Source organism: Sutcliffiella horikoshii, from assembly GCF_044809035.1.
In the GTDB taxonomy this organism is placed as follows: Bacteria; Bacillota; Bacilli; order Bacillales; family Bacillaceae_I; genus Sutcliffiella_A; species Sutcliffiella_A horikoshii_G.
The window spans coordinates 3,563,695-3,584,842 of the sequence record NZ_CP085237.1 but is presented as its reverse complement, the minus strand read 5'-3'; the positions used below and the strand labels follow the sequence as shown (position 1 = coordinate 3,584,842).

General features: G+C 41.6%; 23 protein-coding genes and 1 riboswitch. Of the genes, 21 read left to right on the top strand and 2 right to left on the bottom strand.

Going from position 1 to position 21,148, the window contains the following annotated elements:
- Nucleotides 1–3: 3 nt before the first annotated feature.
- Nucleotides 4–285 (bottom strand): hypothetical protein, encoded by a 282-nt coding sequence (locus LG307_RS18730; protein WP_404445135.1) that lies wholly within the window; start codon nt 283–285, stop codon nt 4–6.
- A 272-nt stretch (nt 286–557) separates the two neighbouring features.
- Here LG307_RS18730 and LG307_RS18725 point away from each other — a divergent pair, with 272 nt between their 5' ends.
- Complete coding sequence (locus LG307_RS18725) at nt 558–1,475, top strand: proline dehydrogenase family protein (RefSeq protein ID WP_404445132.1); 918 nt, start codon at nt 558–560, stop codon at nt 1,473–1,475.
- Nucleotides 1,476–1,516: 41 nt separating this feature from the next.
- On the opposite strand, the gene LG307_RS18720 is transcribed toward LG307_RS18725, so the two are convergent.
- Nucleotides 1,517–1,663: a YuzL family protein gene (locus tag LG307_RS18720; protein WP_223491142.1), complete on the bottom strand. Its 147-nt coding sequence runs from the start codon at nt 1,661–1,663 to the stop codon at nt 1,517–1,519.
- A gap of 234 nt (nt 1,664–1,897) precedes the next feature.
- On the opposite strand from LG307_RS18720, the gene LG307_RS18715 reads away from it, so the two are divergent.
- The 20 genes from LG307_RS18715 (at nt 1,898) to sufU (ending at nt 21,130) form a co-directional block, all read left to right on the top strand.
- Complete coding sequence (locus LG307_RS18715; RefSeq protein ID WP_404445129.1) at nt 1,898–4,282, top strand: 3-hydroxyacyl-CoA dehydrogenase NAD-binding domain-containing protein; 2,385 nt, start codon at nt 1,898–1,900, stop codon at nt 4,280–4,282.
- A 208-nt stretch (nt 4,283–4,490) separates the two neighbouring features.
- Nucleotides 4,491–5,669: an acetyl-CoA C-acetyltransferase gene (locus LG307_RS18710; RefSeq protein ID WP_404445126.1), complete on the top strand. Its 1,179-nt coding sequence runs from the start codon at nt 4,491–4,493 to the stop codon at nt 5,667–5,669.
- 233 nt (nt 5,670–5,902) lie between these two features.
- The gene (locus LG307_RS18705; RefSeq protein ID WP_404445123.1) at nt 5,903–7,687 is read left to right on the top strand and encodes an acyl-CoA dehydrogenase family protein; all 1,785 of its coding nucleotides are present in this window, start codon (nt 5,903–5,905) and stop codon (nt 7,685–7,687) included.
- A 274-nt stretch (nt 7,688–7,961) separates the two neighbouring features.
- Nucleotides 7,962–8,318 carry an arsenate reductase family protein gene (locus tag LG307_RS18700; protein WP_223491138.1) on the top strand — a complete coding sequence of 119 codons (357 nt, stop codon included), beginning with the start codon at nt 7,962–7,964 and terminating at the stop codon, nt 8,316–8,318.
- A 75-nt stretch (nt 8,319–8,393) separates the two neighbouring features.
- Nucleotides 8,394–8,777, top strand: coding sequence for a glycine cleavage system protein GcvH (gcvH, locus tag LG307_RS18695; protein ID WP_404445120.1), 384 nt, complete (start codon nt 8,394–8,396; stop codon nt 8,775–8,777).
- Between the two features lie 60 nt (nt 8,778–8,837).
- Nucleotides 8,838–9,083: a YusG family protein gene (locus LG307_RS18690; RefSeq protein WP_404445117.1), complete on the top strand. Its 246-nt coding sequence runs from the start codon at nt 8,838–8,840 to the stop codon at nt 9,081–9,083.
- Between the two features lie 152 nt (nt 9,084–9,235).
- Entirely contained in the window at nt 9,236–9,583 is a 348-nt protein-coding gene (locus LG307_RS18685) for a toprim domain-containing protein (protein WP_404445114.1), read from the top strand.
- A gap of 24 nt (nt 9,584–9,607) precedes the next feature.
- A complete protein-coding gene (locus tag LG307_RS18680) occupies nt 9,608–9,922 on the top strand; it encodes a thioredoxin family protein (RefSeq protein WP_404445112.1) in 315 nt (104 codons plus the stop codon).
- Between the two features lie 132 nt (nt 9,923–10,054).
- A complete protein-coding gene (locus LG307_RS18675; protein WP_404445109.1) occupies nt 10,055–11,326 on the top strand; it encodes an MFS transporter in 1,272 nt (423 codons plus the stop codon).
- Between the two features lie 123 nt (nt 11,327–11,449).
- Complete coding sequence (locus tag LG307_RS18670; protein ID WP_404445107.1) at nt 11,450–11,785, top strand: hypothetical protein; 336 nt, start codon at nt 11,450–11,452, stop codon at nt 11,783–11,785.
- 68 nt (nt 11,786–11,853) lie between these two features.
- Nucleotides 11,854–12,738 (top strand): diacylglycerol/lipid kinase family protein, encoded by an 885-nt coding sequence (locus LG307_RS18665; RefSeq protein WP_404445105.1) that lies wholly within the window; start codon nt 11,854–11,856, stop codon nt 12,736–12,738.
- A gap of 105 nt (nt 12,739–12,843) precedes the next feature.
- A riboswitch (SAM riboswitch) is annotated at nt 12,844–12,956 on the top strand.
- 134 nt (nt 12,957–13,090) lie between these two features.
- The gene (locus tag LG307_RS18660; protein WP_404445103.1) at nt 13,091–14,116 is read left to right on the top strand and encodes a methionine ABC transporter ATP-binding protein; all 1,026 of its coding nucleotides are present in this window, start codon (nt 13,091–13,093) and stop codon (nt 14,114–14,116) included.
- On the top strand, nt 14,109–14,765 hold the full coding sequence (locus tag LG307_RS18655) for a methionine ABC transporter permease (RefSeq protein ID WP_404445100.1): 657 nt from the start codon (nt 14,109–14,111) through the stop codon (nt 14,763–14,765). The genes LG307_RS18660 and LG307_RS18655 overlap by 8 nt, the downstream gene beginning before the upstream one ends.
- A 19-nt stretch (nt 14,766–14,784) precedes the next feature.
- Nucleotides 14,785–15,618, top strand: coding sequence for a MetQ/NlpA family ABC transporter substrate-binding protein (locus LG307_RS18650; protein WP_404445097.1), 834 nt, complete (start codon nt 14,785–14,787; stop codon nt 15,616–15,618).
- A gap of 160 nt (nt 15,619–15,778) precedes the next feature.
- Nucleotides 15,779–16,150: a carboxymuconolactone decarboxylase family protein gene (locus LG307_RS18645; RefSeq protein ID WP_060665463.1), complete on the top strand. Its 372-nt coding sequence runs from the start codon at nt 15,779–15,781 to the stop codon at nt 16,148–16,150.
- A 660-nt stretch (nt 16,151–16,810) separates the two neighbouring features.
- Nucleotides 16,811–16,951 (top strand): hypothetical protein, encoded by a 141-nt coding sequence (locus LG307_RS18640; protein ID WP_404445094.1) that lies wholly within the window; start codon nt 16,811–16,813, stop codon nt 16,949–16,951.
- 444 nt (nt 16,952–17,395) lie between these two features.
- Entirely contained in the window at nt 17,396–18,178 is a 783-nt protein-coding gene (gene sufC, locus LG307_RS18635) for a Fe-S cluster assembly ATPase SufC (RefSeq protein ID WP_404445092.1), read from the top strand.
- A 15-nt stretch (nt 18,179–18,193) separates the two neighbouring features.
- Nucleotides 18,194–19,486 (top strand): Fe-S cluster assembly protein SufD, encoded by a 1,293-nt coding sequence (gene sufD, locus LG307_RS18630; protein ID WP_404445089.1) that lies wholly within the window; start codon nt 18,194–18,196, stop codon nt 19,484–19,486.
- Nucleotides 19,486–20,706 carry a cysteine desulfurase gene (locus LG307_RS18625; protein WP_404445087.1) on the top strand — a complete coding sequence of 407 codons (1,221 nt, stop codon included), beginning with the start codon at nt 19,486–19,488 and terminating at the stop codon, nt 20,704–20,706. The genes sufD and LG307_RS18625 overlap by 1 nt, the downstream gene beginning before the upstream one ends.
- Complete coding sequence (gene sufU / locus LG307_RS18620; RefSeq protein ID WP_404445085.1) at nt 20,696–21,130, top strand: Fe-S cluster assembly sulfur transfer protein SufU; 435 nt, start codon at nt 20,696–20,698, stop codon at nt 21,128–21,130. Before LG307_RS18625 ends, sufU begins: the two co-directional genes overlap by 11 nt.
- The last annotated feature ends 18 nt before the right edge of the window (nt 21,131–21,148 follow it).

The following is a 21,148-nucleotide window of genomic DNA, read 5'->3' as shown; positions in this document are numbered from 1 at the left end:
TTCCTATTGTAGTGGTTGCTGTTGCTGCATTTGGTTCTGACCTTGAATGTGTGTCAATATTTTTTGGTAATGTCTTTGATGCATCTGGCCAGCTTTTTCAATGGCAGTAACTACTTCTTGGTCCTGACATTGACTTGCGAAAAAATGGGCTTTCTTCATCGCAAGTAAATTCCAAGAAAGCATATCTGCAAAATATAAGGAATCTTTTGTCGTTACTACGTTCGGCGGCTGAGGATAAAAACCAGGCTGCTGAGTAGTATTTTGCTGTGGTTGTTGCTGTTGCATACAACGACCTCCTATCATAATCTATCAAATCTAGATTAACCTTCTGACATGAAATTATGTATGATTACGTAAATTCTTACATTCAGAATGTCGAATAAAGCGACAGCAATTAACACTATTTCCCGACAAATAATTTGTATTCAAATTTTTGAAAAGATGATAAAATGAGGTTGTAATTTTATTTTTACACTCAATGAAAGCGTTTACTATAAATTGAAAATAGCACAAAGCAATCGGAGAGGGACACCTAGAAGAAGCGGGAGGAATATCAAATGGAACAAGTAATGCGCAACACATTTTTATATCTATCCAAAAGCAAATCACTGACCAAAATGGCAAGGAAGTACGGTTTGCGTTTCGGTGCTGGCCGATTCGTCGCTGGAGAAAGAATTGATCAAGCGGTAAAGTGTATCCAAGAACTTAATCAAAAAGACCTATGTGTCACCATTGACTATTTAGGTGAGTTTATCGATACAGAAAAAGAAGCGAATGAAATGGCAGATAACTCCATTGAAGCCATTCGTGCTATTGGCACCGAAAACCTTGATTCTCAATTGTCTTTGAAAATGACATCCATGGGCCTTGATATCTCTGAAGAAGTTGTGATGAAAAACATGCGTAGAATCCTTGATGCAGCAAAGGAGCACGGTGTATTTGTCACCATCGATATGGAAGACTACTCCCGCTGCGGGAAAACCATCGACGTATTCAAAAAGCTAAGAAAAGAGTACGACAATGTCGGTACGGTCATCCAAGCTTACTTGTACAGAACGGAAAAAGACATGGAAGACCTTAACCAGTACAATCCGAACCTTCGTTTAGTAAAAGGAGCATATAAGGAATCACCGGAAGTTGCCTTCCCAGATAAAAAAGATGTAGATAATAATTTCAAGAAAATCATTGAAATGCATCTGCTGAACGGAAACTACACAGCTGTTGCAACCCATGATGATGCAATGATTGAGTACACAAAAGAAATCGTTAATAAACACGGAATCTCCAAAGATCAATTTGAATTCCAAATGCTCTACGGTATCCGCCCGGAGCGCCAATTAGAGCTAGTCAAAGAAGGCTACAAAATGCGCGTCTACGTTCCATACGGCACAGACTGGTACGGTTACTTCATGCGCCGCCTGGCAGAACGCCCAGCAAACGTCGCGTTCGTATTAAAAGGAATCATCAAGAAATAATCAGAGAGCGTGCGATGAGCACGCTCTTTTCATTTTATAACTCAGTCTTCCATGTTCTGCTTACCATACTGTTGGTTGTTACTTGTCTTTTTTCCACGATAGTCCATTTCCATTGTAGGACCAGCGTTTCCTTTTACACTCGCCGCACTTTTAGCAGCTTGAGAAGGTTGCTTTTTTAACTTTGCCATGATGTCTCACCTCCACACCTACATTTTTCCCACACCAATCAGCTACATGCAGAACACATCATAAAATAAAATGGTAAATTCACATTTATTTATTGCGAAAATTTTCAAAATACTTTATAGTTAAAACCAAGGGAACTCTTACAAAGCAGATATTTTTTTGCGGTAAAAATGAATGAGCATTCATTCAAAAAATGATGACTACCTATTAAAACCAACTATCAAGGGGGAGGAAGAATGAAACAAAGTATTAAAAAGGCTGCTGTAATCGGATCGGGAGTTATGGGATCCGGCATTGCCGCACACTTAGCAAACGTTGGAATTCCTACAATCTTGTTAGATATCGTTCCTAACAAATTAACGAGTGAAGAAGAACAAAAGGGCTTAACACTCTCTGATAAAGTGATCCGAAACAAATTTACCAATACAGCAGTACAAAAATTATTAAAGCAAAAACCAGCTCCACTTACATCTAAATCTAACCTTGCTCTCATTGAAGCAGGGAACCTGGAAGATGATCTTGCAAAGATTGCGGATTGTGACTGGGTCATTGAAGTAATCGTTGAAAACCTGGAAATCAAAAAGCAACTATTCGAAAAGGTGGATGCACACCGTAAACCAGGAAGCATCATCAGCTCCAACACATCTGGTATTTCAATTGAAGCAATGGCGGAAGGACGCTCTGAAGATTTTAAAAAGAACTTCCTTGGAACTCACTTCTTTAACCCACCGCGTTATTTGAAATTACTAGAAGTGATCCCGACTAAAGATACAAGTCCTGAAGTAATCCATTTCATTAAATCATTTGGTGAAGATGTATTAGGAAAAGGGATTGTTCTTGCAAAAGATACGCCAAACTTTATTGCTAACCGAATCGGGACGTACGGTTTACTTGTTACAGTGAACGAAATGCTTGAGGGCGGTTATAGTGTCGGAGAAGTGGATTCTGTTACAGGTCCTGCGATCGGCAGACCGAAGAGCGCAACATTCCGTACGCTAGACGTGGTAGGTTTGGATACCTTCATCCATGTTGCCAACAATGTTTACGAAAAAGTGGAAGGCAAGGAACAAGAGGTATTCCGCATTCCAGACTTCATGAACAAAATGAAAGAAAAAGGTTGGTTGGGCTCCAAGTCAGGTCAGGGATTCTTCCTCAAACAAGGAAAAGAAATCCTAGAACTTAACCCAGAGACATTGGAATATGATGCACGCAAAAAATTGAAAACGCCTGCTCTTGAAATGAGCAAACAAGCTAAAGGCTACAGCAACAAAATGAAAGCGCTTGTATATGCTGACGATCGTGCCGGAAACTTGATTTGGAACATTCTTGCACCGGTATTAAGCTATTCCGCTGAGTTACTCGGAGAAATTGCTGATGACATCGTGGCAATTGACCAGGCAATGAAATGGGGCTTCGGATGGGATCATGGACCATTTGAAACGTGGGATGCCATCGGTCTAGAAGCATCCGTCATGAAAATGAAAGAAGATGGAATCTCTGTTCCAAAATGGGTCGACGAAATGTTAGCAAACGGCCACCGTTCCTTCTACCAAAAGGATGGCGGAACCACCCTGTTTTATGACAACGGAACTTATAAAGCGCTAGAGATAAACCCGAAAGTAGTTCACTTAAAAACACTAAAAGAAACAAAAGGTGTTATAAAGAAAAACTCAGGTGCGAGCTTAATCGATCTTGGTGATGATGTGGCACTACTTGAATTCCAATCTCCAAATAATGCGATTGGTCTTGATATTATCCAGATGGTAAATTACGCGCTTGAAGAAGTGGATAAAAACTACAAAGGGCTTGTAATAGGTAACCAAGGAAAGAACTTCTGTGTAGGTGCTAACCTTGCGATGATCCTGATGGAAGCTCAAGACGACAATTATTTTGAAATAGAAATGGTTGTAAAACACTTCCAACAAGCAATGATGAATATAAAGTACAGCTCTAAACCGGTTGTGGCAGCGCCATTTGGCATGACACTCGGAGGAGGAACAGAAATCTGCCTACCAACAAGCCAACTGCAGGCATCCAGTGAAACGTATATGGGTCTTGTAGAGGTAGGAGTCGGATTGATCCCTGGTGGAGGCGGAAATAAAGAGCTTTACATGAAGCACTTAAGTAGCATGCCACAAGGACTTGAATATGACCTGCAAAAGGTTGCGAACAAAGTATTCGAACAAATTGCGACGGCAAGAGTCTCCACTTCCGCAGCGGAAGCAAGAGATCTACATTTATTAAACAATAAAGATCTGATCAGCTTCAACGGTGACCACTTGATTCATGATGCGAAACAGGCGGTAACAAGCTTGTATGATGCAGGCTACACGGCACCTGTTCGCAGAAAAGTCCCTGTAGTGGGAGAAACAGGCTATGCAACCTTAATGCTTGGTGCCCACAACATGCAATACTCCGGATTCATTTCCGAGCACGACTTAAAGATTGCCAAAAAGCTTGCCTATGTGATCGCAGGCGGAAATGTACCATTCGGAACAGATGTGGATGAACAGTATCTGCTAGATCTTGAGAGAGAAGCATTCCTAAGCCTAGTAGGAGAAGCAAAATCCCAACAACGCATGCAACACATGCTTGTAAAAGGAAAGCCATTACGTAACTAAACCAATTCAGATAGTTAGATAAATTCCATAGCTGTTGATTGGAGCAAAAGGCGTAGACTCCTGAGGGAGTTAGCGCTAGGTGGAGACCCCGCAACGAAGTGAGGAGGCTCCAGCAGCGCCCCTAGGAAAGCGTAGCCATTTGCGGAAATCAACAGCGGTGCTATAAGCAGAAACTCTACTAAACTACTAGAAAAGCGAGGGGAGCATTTTGAAAGAAGCGGTTATTGTTGCTGGTGCTAGAACACCAGTCGGAAGATCAAGAAAAGGATCACTAGCTACAGTTCGTCCAGATGATTTAGGGGCATTAGTAGTTAGAGAAACATTAAAACGAGCAGGCAATTATGACGGTCCAATCGATGACCTGATTTTCGGTTGTGCGATGCCAGAAGCAGAACAAGGGCTGAATATGGCAAGAAATATCGGAGGTTTAGCTGGACTTCCATCAAGTGTTCCAGCTATTACGATCAATAGATATTGCTCTTCAGGCTTACAAACTATTGCCTATGCGGCAGAGCGAATCATGCTTGGACATTCTGAATCCATCATCGCTGGTGGAGCAGAATCCATGAGTATGGTACCAATGGTGGGCCATACAGTTCGACCAAATGCTAGACTTGTTGATTCCGCACCAGAGTACTACATGGGAATGGGCCATACGGCTGAACAAGTAGCAATGAAATACGGTGTTAGCCGTGAAGACCAAGATGCATTCGCAGTTCGCAGTCATGAGCGTGCTGCAAAAGCCATCCAAGAAGGTAAGTTTGTGGACGAAATCGTACCTGTTGATGTAACACTTCGCAAGGTGGGGTCAAACCACAAATTGCAAGAGTCAACATTCACTTTCAGCCAGGATGAAGGAGTGAGAGCAGGTACTTCCATGGAAGTATTGAGCAAACTTCGCCCGGCATTTAATGTCAAAGGTTCCGTAACAGCCGGTAACTCCTCCCAAACAAGTGACGGAGCAGCATCTGTCCTTGTGATGGAAAGAGAAAGAGCGGAAGCACTTGGATTAAAACCGATTGCTAAATTCCGATCCTTCGCAGTAGGCGGCGTACCACCAGAAGTAATGGGAATCGGCCCGGTAGTAGCAATTCCTAAAGCACTTAAACTTGCAGGCCTGGAGCTTTCTGATATCGGCTTGCTTGAATTGAACGAAGCATTTGCATCCCAAGCAATCCAAGTTATGCGTGAACTAGGCCTTGATGAAGACAAAGTGAACGTAAACGGCGGAGCAATTGCTCTCGGACACCCACTTGGATGCACAGGCTCCAAACTGACCCTGACCCTCCTGCACGAAATGCAACGCCGCAACGAACAATTCGGTATCGTCAGCATGTGTATCGGCGGCGGAATGGGTGCCGCAGGCGTATTCGAACTACTTGCTTAATTAGATTGTTTTAAAACGTTTAATAGATGTGCTTTATATTACGTGATTCATCCTGTTGACTGGAGTGCAAGGTGTGAGACTCCTGAGGGAGATAGCGGTAGCTTGAGACCCCTGAAGCGTTGTGAGGAGGCTCAAGCACCGCCCCTAGGAAAGCGAACACCTGGAACGAAAGGAAACAGGAAGTTATCCAGACAACCAATTATTTTTTAGTAACCAAACGGGAGGAAAACAAAATGTCAAACACATTAGAAAATGTAATCAAAGGCGGAAGCTTCCTACTTGACGATATCGCCGCAGAAAAAGTCTTTACACCAGAGGACTTCTCAGACGAACACAAACTAATCGCCAAAACTACAGAAGAATTCGTCGTAAACGAAGTAGTACCTAACCTAGAAGAAATCGAACACCACAACTTCGATATCTCCGTAAAACTTCTAAAAGAAGCAGGCGAAATAGGCCTCCTAGGAGCAGACGTACCAGAAGAATACGGCGGATTTGGACTTGATAAAATCAGCTCATCCCTAATCACAGAAAAATTCTCAAGAGCTGGCGGATTTTCCTTATCCTACGGAGCACACGTTGGTATCGGATCCCTTCCTATCGTTCTTTTCGGTAACGAAGACCAAAAACAAAAATACCTTCCAAAACTGTCTTCTGGAGAAATGCTTGCAGCATACGCATTAACGGAGCCAGGTTCTGGATCTGATGCTCTTGGTGCGAAAACGACGGCAAAACTAAACGCCGAAGGTACACATTATGTATTGAATGGTGAAAAGCAATGGATTACCAATGCTGGCTTTGCTGATGTATTTGTTGTTTATGCGAAAGTAGATGGAGAACACTTCTCTGCATTTATCGTTGAGCGTGAGTTTGGTGGAGTTTCCACTGGACCGGAAGAAAAGAAGATGGGAATCAAAGGTTCTTCTACACGTACATTAATTTTAGAAGATGCGTTAGTGCCTAAAGAAAACCTTCTTGGTGAAATCGGTCGCGGACACGTAATCGCATTTAACATCTTAAATATTGGCCGCTACAAATTGGCTGTTGGAACTGTTGGTGGGGCGAAGCGTGGAATCGAGCTTGCGGCAACTTATGCAAACCAACGCCAACAATTCAAAACACCAATCGCAAAATTCTCTCTTATCCAAGAGAAGCTTGCAAACATGGCTGTTAAAACATATGCAACAGAAAGCTCCGTATACCGTACAGTTGGTCTTTTTGAAGACAGCATGGGACGCCTGACGAAAGAAGAAGAGAAGGATCCTAATGCAGTGGCTAAAGCGGTTGCTGAATACGCAATTGAATGTTCTTTGAATAAAGTATTCGGCTCTGAAACGCTTGATTACGTGGTAGATGAGGCCGTTCAAATCCATGGTGGATATGGCTTCATGGCGGAGTATGAAGTAGAAAGAATGTACCGTGATTCCCGTATCAACCGTATTTTTGAAGGAACAAATGAAATCAATCGCTTGTTGGTACCTGGAACTTACCTTCGTAAAGCATTAAAAGGCGAGCTTCCACTAATTCAAAAAGCGCAAAGTCTGCAAGAAGAGTTAATGATGCTTATGCCGGAAGAAGTTGGCGATGGAGTATTGGAGCAAGAGAAATACCTTGTGAAAAATGCAAAGAAAATTGCCATTCTAATGACAGGACTTGTTGCACAAAAGTACGGAAAAGCATTAGAAAGAGAGCAAGAGTTGCTTGTTAACATCGCTGACATCATCAGCAATGTCTACTCTATGGAATCAGCAGTTCTGCGCACGGAAAAAGCAATCGCCAAATCCGGAGAAGACAAAAATAAATTGAAAGTTCTTTACACGCAAGTGTTCTGTCAAGAAGCTTTCAACCAAATCGAAGCAGATGCAAGAGAAACATTGGTAGCTGCCGAAACGGGCGATACGCTTCGCATGATGATCTCTGCACTTCGTAAATTCACTCGCCACACACCAATCAATGTTGTTGCGAAAAAGCGTGAAATTGCAGCAAGCGTATTGGATCTACAGAAGTATACTGTATGATAATGAAAAACCAGGCTTCCTCTTTGGGGGAGCCTGGTTTTTATATGTCACAATTTTATAGTGGATTTCTCTGAACATGAATACCTATCTGTTGTGTGTATTATGATAAATCAATTCAAATAAATGTTATTTTGAAATTATATCCCTGTAAGAAAGGAATACAGAAAAAGACGTCGAATTATAGAAAATAGCGTGTTGAAAATTAGGCGCAAGCTTTCTATTATGCTACAATATATGAGTAAAATCATGTATGCTAAGGTGGTGCGAAAAGGTTATGACAGTAACGTTTTATTGGTATCCTAAATGTGGCACATGCCGCAATGCTAAAAAGTGGCTTGAGGCGAATGGTGTAGCGGTAGAAGAAGTACATATTGTCGAAAATCCACCATCACGTGAAAAGTTAGAGGAACTTTACAAAAAAAGCGGCCTCGAACTGAAGAAATTCTTTAATACAAGCGGCATGAAATACCGTGAGCTTGGATTAAAGGATAAAGTGAAAACAGCATCCGAAGGAGAGTTGCTTGATATTCTTGCAACGGATGGCATGCTGATCAAGCGCCCGATTACAACGGACGGCAGCAAAGTAACAGTCGGATTTAATGAAAAGCAGTTTGAGGAAACATGGAAATAGGACAGGCTCTCTTTTTAAATAGGCATGCCCTATTAGAAGAGCTAAAATAAACTAGTTTGATGGAGGGAATTATTAATGAGCACACCTAAAGATTTACGTTATTCCGAAGAGCATGAATGGGTAAAAGTTGAAGGAGAAAAAGTACGAGTAGGGATTACGCATTTTGCACAATCCGAGCTTGGAGATATCGTGTTTGTTGAACTTCCTGAAGTTGGAGATGAAATTTCTGCAGATGAGCCATTCGGTAGTGTAGAATCAGTTAAAACAGTATCAGAACTATATGCTCCAATTAGCGGAAAAGTGGTAGAAGTTAATGAAGATTTAAATGACAGCCCTGAGTATGTGAACGAATCTCCATACGAGAAAGCTTGGATGATTGTGGTGGAACCTGCAGATGCTGGAGAAGTTGACAATTTAATGACTGCTGAGCAATATGAGGAAATGACAAAAGAAGACTAATTATCTTTCATGGGGGCAACCTATTCATAGTTAACATTTAACTAAAGAAGGTGATCTCTAATGACTTTGGATAATAAGCGGTTAGACATTACGGACCGAGTAAACGGTAAAATGATGGACCAAGGCTTTGAACTCTATGTAGAGCATGAATCCATCGGTCAGGTGATGTTTACTGAGCAAGGCAATCAATATAAATTAAAAAACGGCTACGAACAAGAAGGAAGTAAGATCTTCCAACAGGTTCAAGTGCCGTCTGAAAAAGATGCCAAATACGTAGATTGCGACTACGAAAATGGATGGTGTTAACCATCGGTGGGGTTGGGACTTAATTTAGTTCCGCCCCTTTTTTATTTATCAACGCCCTTATTTCTGATTATTTGTGTACATTACCGCTATTCGGAATAGTTATAGTATAAAGCAACTTATCTTTATACATCTTTTTAGAACAGGTGATGGATATGGACTTAATACATGAGGAAAAGATCATCATAGTTGAGGGGAAATCTGATAAAAAACGAATTCAGGAAGTCATCAATGAGCCGGTTCATATCATTTGTACCAATGGCACGATCAGTGTCACGAAGCTCGATGAATTAATGGAAGATATAATGGATAAAGAGGTTTATATCCTGGTGGATGCTGATAGTTCCGGTGAAAAATTGCGTAAGCTCTTTAAAAGGGAATTTCCGGAGGCGGAACACCTTTATATTGATAAAATGTATCGAGAAGTGGCCTCTGCGCCGCATCACCATATAGCTACGGTTTTATTAAGTGCAAACATTGATATTCATTCACATTATTTGTAATAAAATTGTATTGAGGATGAGAGAATGAAGGATTGGACGAAGAAAGAACTGTTACAAGAAATTAATGAGGATAAATTGAGTGTGGTTTATTTTTATACCCCTATGTGTGGGACATGTCAGGTTGCCAAGCGGATGTTGGATGTGACGAAAGAGCTTTTCCCGCATCTTAGTTTTGGGATGCTTGATGTGAATTATATACAGGAGCTTGCTATGAAGTGGGAAATCGAGAGTGTTCCTTGTTTGATGGTTTTTCAAAATGGCGAGATGAAGGAAAAAATATATGCTTTCCGTTCTGTGGAGTTTTTATATGGACTCTTTAAGCAGTATGATGGAAAGTGAGTGAACGGACGAAAAACACCCATTGCGGTGTTTTTTTCGTTTTCGACAGAAACTCCTATTGCCATTTTTCTGAAAAAGGAGTAAGTTTGTTTAGGGAGACGAAATATATTTTCACAAACAAGGGGCAGAAATATGTTAAAAAATGCAAACTGGTTTCAGTCATTTAAACGCTATGATCATAACATCCAGAAATTATTTATGGTTAATATCTTAACTCAAATTGGGCTTGGAATATTTATGATTGTTTATAATTTTTATATAAGGGAGCTCGGATTTGCCGAGACGGTAAACGGGAATGTCATCGCAGCTTCATCGCTGGCTGCAGCCATCATATTGATACCAGCGGGCATATTGAGCGATAGAATCGGCCGCAAGAAGATGATGGTCTATGGTGTGTTTTTTAGCGGTATTTTTATGTTTCTCCGAAGTATTTTTGAATTAGAATCACTTCTATTAATCAGTGCTTTTATAGCTGGTATCGCAATGGCTTTCATTCAGGTTACCGCCGTGCCGTGGCTTGCGGAAAGTTCAACAAAAGATCAACGGGTGAAACTCTTCAGCTACCACTTTGCGGTTATGATGGCAGCTAACGTCATCGGAAATCTGCTGGGAGGGACACTGACAGACCTGTTTTTACATGTCGTCGGCCTTAGTCCTGTCTGGAGTATTAGGTGGACACTTCTTCTTGGAAGTCTCATCTTCATATTAGGAATTATTCCTCTTTTAAAAACAACGGAACCTAAGCGGGAGAAGGAGAGCAAAGTATTTTCTTTGAAAAGTTTCCAATCCTCCATTCCAAAGGGGCAGTGGAAGTTAATCTTTGCTTTTTCCTTTGCATCTATCTTGGTAGGCTTTGGGTCTGGATTGGTCATTCCTTATTTAAATTTATATTTTGCTGACCGTTTTGGCACGTCGAATTCTACGATTGGAATCGTGCTTTCTTTAGGTCAAGCAGTCACTGCGGTTGCCATGATCATAGGGCCTGCTGTTGTCAGGAGAGTGGGAGAGATGAGAGCGGTGGTTATTTTGCAGCTTCTGTCCTTACCGTTCATGCTAATAACGGCCTTCACACAAATATTTTGGCTTGCTGCTCTTGGGTTTTTATTCAGGCAGGCATTAATGAATGCGGCCAATCCCATCATTTCTTCGATGATGATGGAAAAGGTTGATAATTCTTTGAAGGGTTTTGCTAACTCCATCAATCAAATGGTCTTCTCACTCGGGTGGGCAAGCATGGGCCCGGTTTCTATGACCATTGTGCTTTTGTACGGGGAATATTGGGGATATTCGATTGTATTCTCCATCACCGCTGTACTTTATCTGACAAGTTCTATTTTCTTTTACTTGATGTTTAGGGAAAAAACGACGGCAACCTACCAAAAGGCTATGGCAAAGACATCATAGTCTGACATATTTCTTGGGAAATGAAGAACAGTTATCGGAAATACGCGGTAATTGTTCTTTTTTTATTGCAGGGATTAGGCCGATATGCAGGGAAATAGATTAGGAAAAGGGGGCTGGTTTGTAATGGTAATAGAGAATTTAGAAACTTTTCTTGTTAAAGCACAAAGTAAGTTGCATGTGATGGAAATTTTGCCTTACTACAGTCTGCGCTGTTGTTTAATCACCCATGGGGAAAGGTCGGTATTCATATTAAATAAAAATAAAATGCAAGTAGAACAGGACGCGACTGTAGCGGATATTGTCATAGAGGGGTCTAGAGAAGATTTGATTGAACTTTTGAGCGGTACTAAAATGAGAGAATTAAAAGGCCTGACATTTAAAGGTTCGTTCAGACATTACCTCCTTATGGATTCTCTATTTACCCTTGTGAACAGATCGGAAAGAAAAGTCGTATCATAAAGGAATTGAACTCGCCTGTAACGAATTTAAATAATAGATAAAGAGAAGGTATAGGCGGTGTAGGCGCAGTGTATTATTTTATAGTCAACAAGATGGCCGGAAACGGTAAAGGACTCCGTATGTGGAAAGAAACAAAAAAGCTATTAAAAGGGAAAAGTGTAGCTTATCAGGTCAGCTATACTGATTATGCAGGTCATGCTGGTGAAATAATGGGAAATATAGATGAGAATTTGGTACATGCTGTTGTGGTGGTCGGTGGGGACGGTACCATTCATGAAGTGATCAATAAAATAATTTATAAAAAGGTGGTTTTAGGAATTATTCCTGCTGGTTCCGGAAATGACATGGCAAGAAGCCTTGGAGTCCCTTTTGATGTGGCAGGGGCATTAGATCGCATCCTGAAAGGTTCCTATAAACAATTAGATGTTCCTCGAGTAGGTGCCGAGTACTATATTTCTATTGCGGGCCTTGGGTTTGACGGCAAGGTTGCCGAAGTGACCAATCAGTCAAAATTAAAGCGTGCTTTGAATAAAGTAGGGTTAGGCGGCTTGTCATATGTACTGAACATTTTTAGAGTCCTTTTTACCTATCAACCTTCTGATGTTTCTATTGAAGTAGATGGCAGTTTATATAAGTTTGAGGACGTTTGGTTAATAGCAATCGCGAACCTTCCCTATTATGGCGGGGGGATCATGATTTGCCCAGCTGCTAAGGGCAATGATGGGGTACTGGATATTTGCGTAGTTTCAGGAATTGGAAGATGGGAGTTATTGTTCGTGTTTCCGCTTGCTTTTATAGGGAAACATATTCGTCACCGAAAAGTAACCATGCTTAGAGGAACTACCATTAATGTATGTGCTGATGCCTCCATGGTCTTGCAATGCGACGGTGAAATTGTTCAACAAAGCAGAGCCAGTTTCAGTATAAAAGAGAAGGCTTTGATGGTATTTTAGATGTAGGAAGAAAGTTTTTAATTGACAGGCTATTTATCACCGTGATACGATAACACTCGTTAATTCGAATTGCCCAAATACTTAATTTAAATTATATATGTTTATCTCTTATCGAGAGAGGTGGAGGGACGTGCCCGATGAAACCCGGCAACCGTCAACAAGTAATTGTTGAAATTGGTGCCAATTCACACAAAGCAATTTGCTTTGATAGATGAGAGAAAGGACTTTCTCATTTAATCCTTTCTGCTCATTGTTGCAGAAGGGATTTTTTATTTTCAAGGATTAAACAAACGTTTGATTAATCTTAATTGGGTAAGCTAAAACAAGGAAATGTAAGAAGGTAGGTGCGATTATGATTTCACTTCAAGGTGTTAAAAAGATATTTAAGACGAAAACCGGAACAGTAACAGCTGTTGATGATATAGACCTCTCCATCAATCAAGGAGAAATATTTGGTGTTATCGGGTACAGTGGTGCAGGAAAAAGTACACTGATTCGCATGCTTAACGGGTTGGAAACTCCAACAGATGGTGTCGTTGATGTTGCAGGCAGGAACCTTGCAAAAGTAAAAGGCAAGGAACTGAGAGAAGCACGCCAGGAAATCAGTATGATCTTCCAGCACTTCAATCTGTTATGGTCGAGAACAGTTAAGGAGAATATCTCCTTTCCACTTGAAATTGCCGGTGTGAGCAGATCAGAACGCGATAAGCGGGTGGATGAACTCATCAAGCTTGTAGGCTTGGATGGAAGAGGGGACTCTTACCCTTCACAACTAAGTGGAGGACAAAAACAAAGGGTTGGGATTGCAAGAGCGCTTGCAAATAACCCTAAAGTCCTTTTATGTGATGAAGCGACTTCTGCTTTGGATCCGCAGACAACGGACTCGATTTTAGACTTGTTGGTAGACATCAATAAACGGTTATCACTGACTATCGTCCTGATCACACATGAAATGCATGTGATTCGAAAGATTTGTCATCGTGTTGCGGTCATGGAAAACGGGAAAGTTGTGGAACAGGGAGATGTTCTTAACGTCTTCCGTAAGCCGGAACAGCCTATCACAAAACGCTTCGTCAAACAGGTGACAGAACCGGAAGATACACAAGAAACAGCGGAGCATTTGTTGGCGGAATATCCGCAAGGCAGAGTCATTCAGCTGACTTTTGTAGGAACGTCGGCAGAACAACCGTTGATTACGAATTTAATTCGCAAATTTTCAATTGATGTGAACATTTTACAAGGTAAAATCTCACAAACACAGAATGGCGCTTACGGCTCCCTCTTTGTTCATCTTGATGGAGATGAGACAGAGGTCCAGCAGGCGTTGGCATACATTCGCGAACAGCAGGTGGAGTTGGAGGTGATGACACATGCTTGAAAGAGTTAATTGGGACAAAATGTGGGAAGCTACAATAGAAACTCTGTATATGAGCAGTATATCGGTTGTCGCTACATTTGTACTTGGAATTATTTTAGGATTATTGTTGTTTTTGACTGCTAAAGGAAACATATGGGAAAGTCGAGCGATTAATGGATTGGTTGCAGCTTTCGTAAATATCTTCCGTTCTATCCCATTTGTCATTTTAATATTTTTACTTATTCCTTTCACAAGGTTCATTATGGATACTATTATCGGTGCGAACGCGGCATTGCCAGCCCTAATCATAGGTGCAGCGCCATTTTACGCACGTATGGTGGAAATTGCATTACGTGAAATTGACAAAGGTGTCATTGAAGCAGCACGTTCCATGGGGGCGAAAACTTCAGAAATCATCTGGAAAGTATTGATTCCGGAATCGATGCCAGCATTGGTATCCGGTATAACGGTTACAGCGATTGCCATTGTAAGTTACACGGCGATGGCAGGCATCATTGGTGCAGGTGGACTAGGGAATCTAGCATTCCTTGACGGTTTCCAACGCAATAACTGGGAAGTTACGCTTGTGTGTACGGTCATCATCTTAATCATTGTTTTTATCATCCAATTCATTGGAGATTTAATAACTAATAAATTAGACAAACGATAAGAAAGAGGGGACTAAGATTATGAAAAAAGTTTTAAGTTTTGCAGTAATATCATTGTTGGTGCTAGTACTAGCTGCATGTGGTGGCGGAGAAAAAGGTATCGAGGAAGGTAAGCTGGTTATCGGTGCTTCCAATGTTCCGCACGCAGAAATTCTAGAAGAAGCAAAACCTTTGTTAGAAGAAAAAGGCATTGAATTAGACATTCAAACTTATACGGATTATATCATTCCAAACCAGGCACTTCGTGATAAAGACATTGACGCAAACTTCTTCCAGCATGAGCCTTACTTAAAGAGTCAAATTGAAGAAAATGATTACGACTTTGTAAGTGCAGGTGGCGTCCATATTGAGCCAATCGGCGTCTATTCTAAAGAATATGGCAGCTTAGAAGAACTTCCTGAAGGTGCGGAAATCTTAATGAGTAACTCTGTTGCTGACCATGGCCGTATCCTTGCAATGCTTGAAGAAAAAGGACTTATTACATTAAAAGAAGGCGTAGAGGTTACATCTGCATCTGTTGATGATATTGAAGAGAATCCTAAGAACCTAGAGTTCAATACACAATTTGAAGCTGCGTTTCTTCCTCAAGCATACTTGAATGGTGACGGAGATGCAGTATTGATTAACGGAAACTATGCACTTGGCGCTGACATCGACCCTGAAAAAGAAGCAATTGCTTTAGAATCTGGTGAAAATAACCCTTACGTAAACCTTATAGTTGTTCGTGGGGAAGACAAAGATAACGAACAGATTAAAGCATTAGTGGAAGTACTTCAATCTGATGAAATCAAAGCATTTATTGAAAAAGAATACAAAGGATCCGTGCTTCCTGCGAAGGCATCTGACGAGGAATAAGGATTTTGAGAACCCCGTGCTGTATATAGGCGCGGGGTTTTATTTTTAGCTAGAGTGCTGAAAATTGAAATTGGCTTAAAATATTTGCCGCTTATGAATACTTACCTCCCCCCTAAACAAATACTAACTTTGTGAAAAATTAGGATGGGAGTTGTCTTCAATGGAACAACATTATGAGCCGAAAAACTATGCAGAAGCAGCACTTCATGATTATAAAGCGGGACTTGGTGTATTTACTGAAAAAATGCCGGAGCTTGCACATCATTATAACGAGTTCACAGAAGCGTGTTTTAAAGAGGGCGTACTTGATAAAAAGCAAAAGCAATTGATTGCTCTTGGGGTCAGTGTTTATTCTCAAGATGAATATTGCATCGTTTACCATACTAAAGGTTGCTTAGATCAAGGTGCTACAGAGCAGGAAATCCTAGAAGTGTGCGGTGTGACGGCAGCATTTGGAGGCGGAGCGGCAATGAGCCAATCCGTGACGCTGGTGCAGTCATGTATTAGTGATTTTAACGAATTGAAGCATTGATTTTTGGGAGTCTGACCTTTTTCGGTTGGGCTCTTTCCATTTTCTGGGTTCTATACTCCTTAAGGTTCTTGAAATACGGGTGAATTGTCCAATAGAGCGGCTCTCTCCGCCCGAAGGTTCTTGAAATACGGGTGAATTGTCCAATAGAGCGGCTCTCTCCGCCCAAAGGTTCTTGAAATACGGGTGAATTGTCCAATAGGACGGCTCTCTCCGCCCGAAGGTTCTTGAAATACGGGTGAATTGTCCAATAGAGCGGCTCTCTCCGCCCGAAGACTCTTGAAATACGGGTGAATTGTCCAATAGAGCGGCTCTCTCCGCCCGAAGGTTCTTGAAATACGAGGGAACTGTCTAATAAACAGTTTACAATTTAACGTCCTCCAATACCAGGACAACTAGAACGCTTTAGCATTACAGAGAAATACTAAGCCTCCCATCAACCACCTTCTCTAATTCCCCCACAACCTCCAATATCCCCAGTAATCGTCCCATACCTCGCTTGGATAAAAAAACCTCCACTGCTATGATTATTAATGTGTTTATAACAAATACTTTGAGGGTATCAGTTAACTGGTACGAAAAATAAACACTTTATAAATAGGAAGGGAATGGTTTATTATCCATCAGGTACACGTAAAGTACACAGGTGAAATGGAGAAGGCAATGTATCAAGCATATGGTTTTGGTTATGAGGAGTACTCAAACAAGCTCTCGAAACTTATAGAAGTAGAGCAGAAACGAGAAAAGGATTACCAAAAAAGCTTGCAGATTGTTGAAGAAGTAGACCGTAATTTCCGCCCATAAAACCTACGCAGCAACTAGCTGACAGGTTGACCATATAATATAGTAGAAAAAGGGTCTGCGTTATTCTCTAACAAATGAGAATAACGCAGACCCTTTTTGTTTTTATAAAGTAGTTTCCCCGGTTAGTTGGAGTGCAAGTTATGAGACTCCGGCGGGAGGTAGCGGTATACTTGAGACCCTCGAGCGTAGTGAGGAGGCTTTAGCACCGCCCCGTGGAAAGCGAATAACTGGAACGGAAATTAACCGGGAGTTAACCAAATAAAAATTCCCCCGAAAATTCGACTTCCACCCCTGATATTCGTTATAATTTGAGGGTATCTTAGTCAAGTCGGAAAAGGTTGCTATCACTTTCTATTTGTTATAAGATTGTAATGAGAATAAAATGAGAATTAAAACAAGAATGTGTTTTCATATAGGAACACAAGAACATTGGAGGTTACAGTTATGGGTTCAACGTTAACGATTAAAGATTTACATGTATCCATTAATGATAAAGAGATTTTAAAGGGTGTAAATCTTGAAGTAAAAGGCGGAGAGATTCACGCAATCATGGGTCCTAACGGAACAGGAAAGTCTACGCTTTCTTCTGCAATCATGGGACACCCAAAATATGAAGTAACAAGCGGAAGCATCACTTTTGATGGTGAAGATGTTCTTGAAATGGAAGTGGATGAGCGCGCACAAGTCGGCTTATTCCTTGCAATGCAATACCCAAGTGAGATTAGTGGTGTAACAAACGCGGATTTCTTGCGTTCTGCTATCAACGCTCGCCGTGAAGAGGGCGATGAGATTTCCTTAATGAAATTCATCCGTACAATGGATAAGAACATGGACTTCTTGGAAATGGATCAAGCAATGGCACAGCGTTACCTAAACGAAGGTTTCTCCGGCGGGGAAAAGAAGCGTAATGAAATCCTTCAATTGATGATGATCGAGCCTAAGATTGCTATCCTTGACGAGATTGACTCTGGTCTTGATATTGATGCATTGAAAGTTGTTTCTAAAGGAATCAATGAAATGCGCGGGGACGACTTCGGTTGCCTTATCATCACTCACTACCAACGTTTATTGAACTACATCACTCCTGACCACGTGCACGTTATGATGCAAGGCCGCATCGTGAAATCCGGTGGCAAGGAATTAGCGCAACGTCTAGAGGCAGAAGGTTACGATTGGATTAAGCAAGAACTAGGTATCGAAGACGAAACAGTCGGTCAAGAAGCGTAAGCAAGGAGGATTATCATGACGTTAGAGACGAAATTACCGTTTGATCAAGACTACCTCACTAACTACTCCAAAGAATTGGGGGAGCCTCAGTGGCTGTTAGATCTTCGCTTACAAGCTTATTCCTTGGCAGAAGAGCTGCCATTACCTAAGCCGGATAAGACGAAGATTACAAACTGGAATTTTACAAACTTCCAGAAGCACACTGTAGAAACTTCCATTACTTCTGTGGACCAATTACCTGAAGAGGTAAAGGCGTTAGTAGATGGAGAAAATGTATATGTTCAAGTGGATAACACATCAGTTGTATCCACAGTGAAAGAAGAATTAAAAGCACAAGGCGTTATCTTCACAGATATCATCACAGCTGCAAAAGAGCACAGTGACCTTGTAAAAAAATACTTCATGCAAGACGGTGTGAAAGTTGATGAGCATAAGCTTTCTGCTTTACACGCTGCATTGATGAACGGCGGAGCATTCCTTTATGTTCCGAAAAACGTTGTTATTGAAGAACCGATTCAAGCGATCTACCTTCATGACAAAGCTGAAGCTGTGTTTAATCACGTATTGATCGTAGCAGAAGACAATAGTGCAGTTACTTATGTAGAGAACTACCTGTCCAACAATGATGGCGAAGGTTCTATCTTTAACATTGTGACAGAGGTTATTGCTAACGGAAACTCTAAAGTGCAATACGGTGCGGTAGACAACCTTGGAAAAGGTGTAACAACTTACGTTAACCGCCGTGGAGTCGTTGGACGTGACGCGACACTTGAGTGGGCACTTGGACTTATGAATGATGGAGATACAATCTCTGAAAACGTAACAAACCTTATGGGTGACGGCTCTGTTGGAGATACAAAAACAGTTGTAGTCGGACGTGGAGAGCAAAAGCAAAACTTTACAACGAAGGTTGTACATTTTGGCAAAAACTCTGACGGTCAAATCCTTAAGCATGGTGTGATGAAAGATAGCGCAAGCTCAGTATTTAACGGTATCGGTAAAATTGAGCATGGTGCGTCTAAGTCTAATGCCGAGCAAGAGTCCCGAGTATTGATGCTTAGCGAAAAAGCTCGTGGAGATGCAAACCCGATTCTTCTTATCGATGAAGATGATGTAACTGCAGGTCACGCAGCATCAGCGGGCCGCATCGATCCACTTCAGCTTTACTACCTGATGAGCCGCGGAATTTCCAAGAAGGAAGCGGAGCGCCTGGTAATCCACGGATTCTTGGCACCAGTAGTAAATCAATTGCCAATCGAGTCGGTTAAGAACCAATTGATTGACGTAATTGAAAGGAAAGTGAAGTAATGAATATCCAGGAGATACGTCAGCAGTTTCCGATTTTGCATCAAGAGGTCAATGGAAATCCGCTTGTGTATCTGGATAGTGCTGCTACCTCTCAAAAGCCGTTAGCGGTCATTGAGGCGTTGGAGAAGTACTATAAAGGGTATAACTCCAATGTTCATCGTGGAGTTCATACTTTGGGTACGAGAGCGACAGACGGTTACGAAGGCGCACGGGATAAAGTGAAGAACTTTATCAACGCGGCCCACAGAGAAGAGATAGTCTTCACTCGTGGAACAACGACCGCTCTGAACCTTGTTGCTGGGAGCTATGCACGTGCCAACCTAAAGGAAGGCGACGAAATAGTTATCACTTACATGGAGCATCATAGTAATATCATCCCATGGCAACAGGCGGCAAAAGCAACTGGTGCTACTTTAAAATATATCCCGTTGACAGAAGACGGCAGCCTGTCCTTGTCAGATGTAGAAGCTACCATCACGGAAAACACGAAAATAGTTTCTGTGATGCAGGTTTCCAACGTATTAGGAACCATCAACCCGATTAAGGAAATCGCTGAAATTGCCCATCGTAACGGTGCAATCATGGTGGTCGACGGTGCCCAAAGTACCCCACACATGAAAGTGGATGTACAAGATTTAGACTGCGACTTCTTCGCACTGTCTGGTCATAAAATGGGTGCTCCAACAGGTATCGGTGCCCTTTACGGGAAAAAACATCTGCTTGATAAGATGGAGCCAATCGAATTTGGCGGGGAAATGATCGACTTTGTCGGACTGCAGGAATCCACTTGGAAGGAGCTGCCTTGGAAGTTTGAAGGAGGTACCCCGATTATTGCGGGTGCGATCGGACTTGGTGCAGCAATTGACTTCCTGGAGCAGGTGGGAATGGACAATATCCTTGCCCATGAACATAAGCTTGCAGATTATGCGATGAACTGCATGTCCGAAATCGAAGGAATCACGATCTTCGGCCCTAAGAAAAGAGCGGGCCTTGTAACATTCAATATAGAGGACGTACATCCACATGATGTAGCTACGGTGCTGGATGCAGAAGGAATCGCTGTTCGTGCTGGACACCACTGTGCACAGCCATTAATGAAGTATCTGAACGTTTCTTCCACTGCACGTGCTAGTTTTTACCTGTATAACACAGAGGAAGAAATTGATAAGCTAGTTGCATCATTAGTGAAAACAAAGGAGTACTTTAGTAATGTCTTTTAATAATTTAGATACTCTATATCGTCAGGTAATTATGGATCATTACAAAAATCCGCGTAATAAAGGTTCTCTTGAGCAAGACAGTATTACTGTTGACATGAATAACCCAACATGCGGCGATCGCATTCACTTAACATTGAAAGTGGAAGATGGGAAAGTAGCCGAAGCCAAATTCGATGGAGAAGGCTGTTCAATCTCCATGGCATCCGCATCTATGATGACTCAAGCTGTTAAAGGTCTAGAAGTGGAAAAAGCCCTAGAGCTATCCCAAATCTTTTATGATATGATGTTAGGCAAAGAATATGATGACGAAAACTTAGACTTAGGGGATATCGAAGCACTTCAAGGTGTAGCAAAATTCCCGGCACGTATCAAATGTGCCACTCTTGCATGGAAAGCCATGGAAAAGGGAGTTAAGTCGGAATAAGCAAGGCAAGATAGGGAG

What these genes read in the sequence shown, in the direction of transcription:
- LG307_RS18685 (WP_404445114.1), top strand. Translation starts at nt 9,236, where the DNA reads ATGGACTTAATACATGAGGAAAAGATCATCATAGTTGAGGGGAAATCT.
- LG307_RS18675 (WP_404445109.1), top strand. Translation starts at nt 10,055, where the DNA reads ATGTTAAAAAATGCAAACTGGTTTCAGTCATTTAAACGCTATGATCAT.
- LG307_RS18660 (WP_404445103.1), top strand. Translation starts at nt 13,091, where the DNA reads ATGATTTCACTTCAAGGTGTTAAAAAGATATTTAAGACGAAAACCGGA.
- LG307_RS18705 (WP_404445123.1), top strand. Translation starts at nt 5,903, where the DNA reads ATGTCAAACACATTAGAAAATGTAATCAAAGGCGGAAGCTTCCTACTT.
- LG307_RS18680 (WP_404445112.1), top strand. Translation starts at nt 9,608, where the DNA reads ATGAAGGATTGGACGAAGAAAGAACTGTTACAAGAAATTAATGAGGAT.
- LG307_RS18725 (WP_404445132.1), top strand. Translation starts at nt 558, where the DNA reads ATGGAACAAGTAATGCGCAACACATTTTTATATCTATCCAAAAGCAAA.
- LG307_RS18720 (WP_223491142.1), bottom strand. Translation starts at nt 1,663, where the DNA reads ATGGCAAAGTTAAAAAAGCAACCTTCTCAAGCTGCTAAAAGTGCGGCG.
- LG307_RS18715 (WP_404445129.1), top strand. Translation starts at nt 1,898, where the DNA reads ATGAAACAAAGTATTAAAAAGGCTGCTGTAATCGGATCGGGAGTTATG.
- LG307_RS18640 (WP_404445094.1), top strand. Translation starts at nt 16,811, where the DNA reads ATGTATCAAGCATATGGTTTTGGTTATGAGGAGTACTCAAACAAGCTC.
- LG307_RS18625 (WP_404445087.1), top strand. Translation starts at nt 19,486, where the DNA reads ATGAATATCCAGGAGATACGTCAGCAGTTTCCGATTTTGCATCAAGAG.
- LG307_RS18670 (WP_404445107.1), top strand. Translation starts at nt 11,450, where the DNA reads ATGGTAATAGAGAATTTAGAAACTTTTCTTGTTAAAGCACAAAGTAAG.
- sufC (WP_404445092.1), top strand. Translation starts at nt 17,396, where the DNA reads ATGGGTTCAACGTTAACGATTAAAGATTTACATGTATCCATTAATGAT.
- LG307_RS18700 (WP_223491138.1), top strand. Translation starts at nt 7,962, where the DNA reads ATGACAGTAACGTTTTATTGGTATCCTAAATGTGGCACATGCCGCAAT.
- LG307_RS18650 (WP_404445097.1), top strand. Translation starts at nt 14,785, where the DNA reads ATGAAAAAAGTTTTAAGTTTTGCAGTAATATCATTGTTGGTGCTAGTA.
- sufD (WP_404445089.1), top strand. Translation starts at nt 18,194, where the DNA reads ATGACGTTAGAGACGAAATTACCGTTTGATCAAGACTACCTCACTAAC.
- LG307_RS18645 (WP_060665463.1), top strand. Translation starts at nt 15,779, where the DNA reads ATGGAACAACATTATGAGCCGAAAAACTATGCAGAAGCAGCACTTCAT.
- gcvH (WP_404445120.1), top strand. Translation starts at nt 8,394, where the DNA reads ATGAGCACACCTAAAGATTTACGTTATTCCGAAGAGCATGAATGGGTA.
- LG307_RS18730 (WP_404445135.1), bottom strand. Translation starts at nt 285, where the DNA reads ATGCAACAGCAACAACCACAGCAAAATACTACTCAGCAGCCTGGTTTT.
- LG307_RS18690 (WP_404445117.1), top strand. Translation starts at nt 8,838, where the DNA reads ATGACTTTGGATAATAAGCGGTTAGACATTACGGACCGAGTAAACGGT.
- LG307_RS18655 (WP_404445100.1), top strand. Translation starts at nt 14,109, where the DNA reads ATGCTTGAAAGAGTTAATTGGGACAAAATGTGGGAAGCTACAATAGAA.
- sufU (WP_404445085.1), top strand. Translation starts at nt 20,696, where the DNA reads ATGTCTTTTAATAATTTAGATACTCTATATCGTCAGGTAATTATGGAT.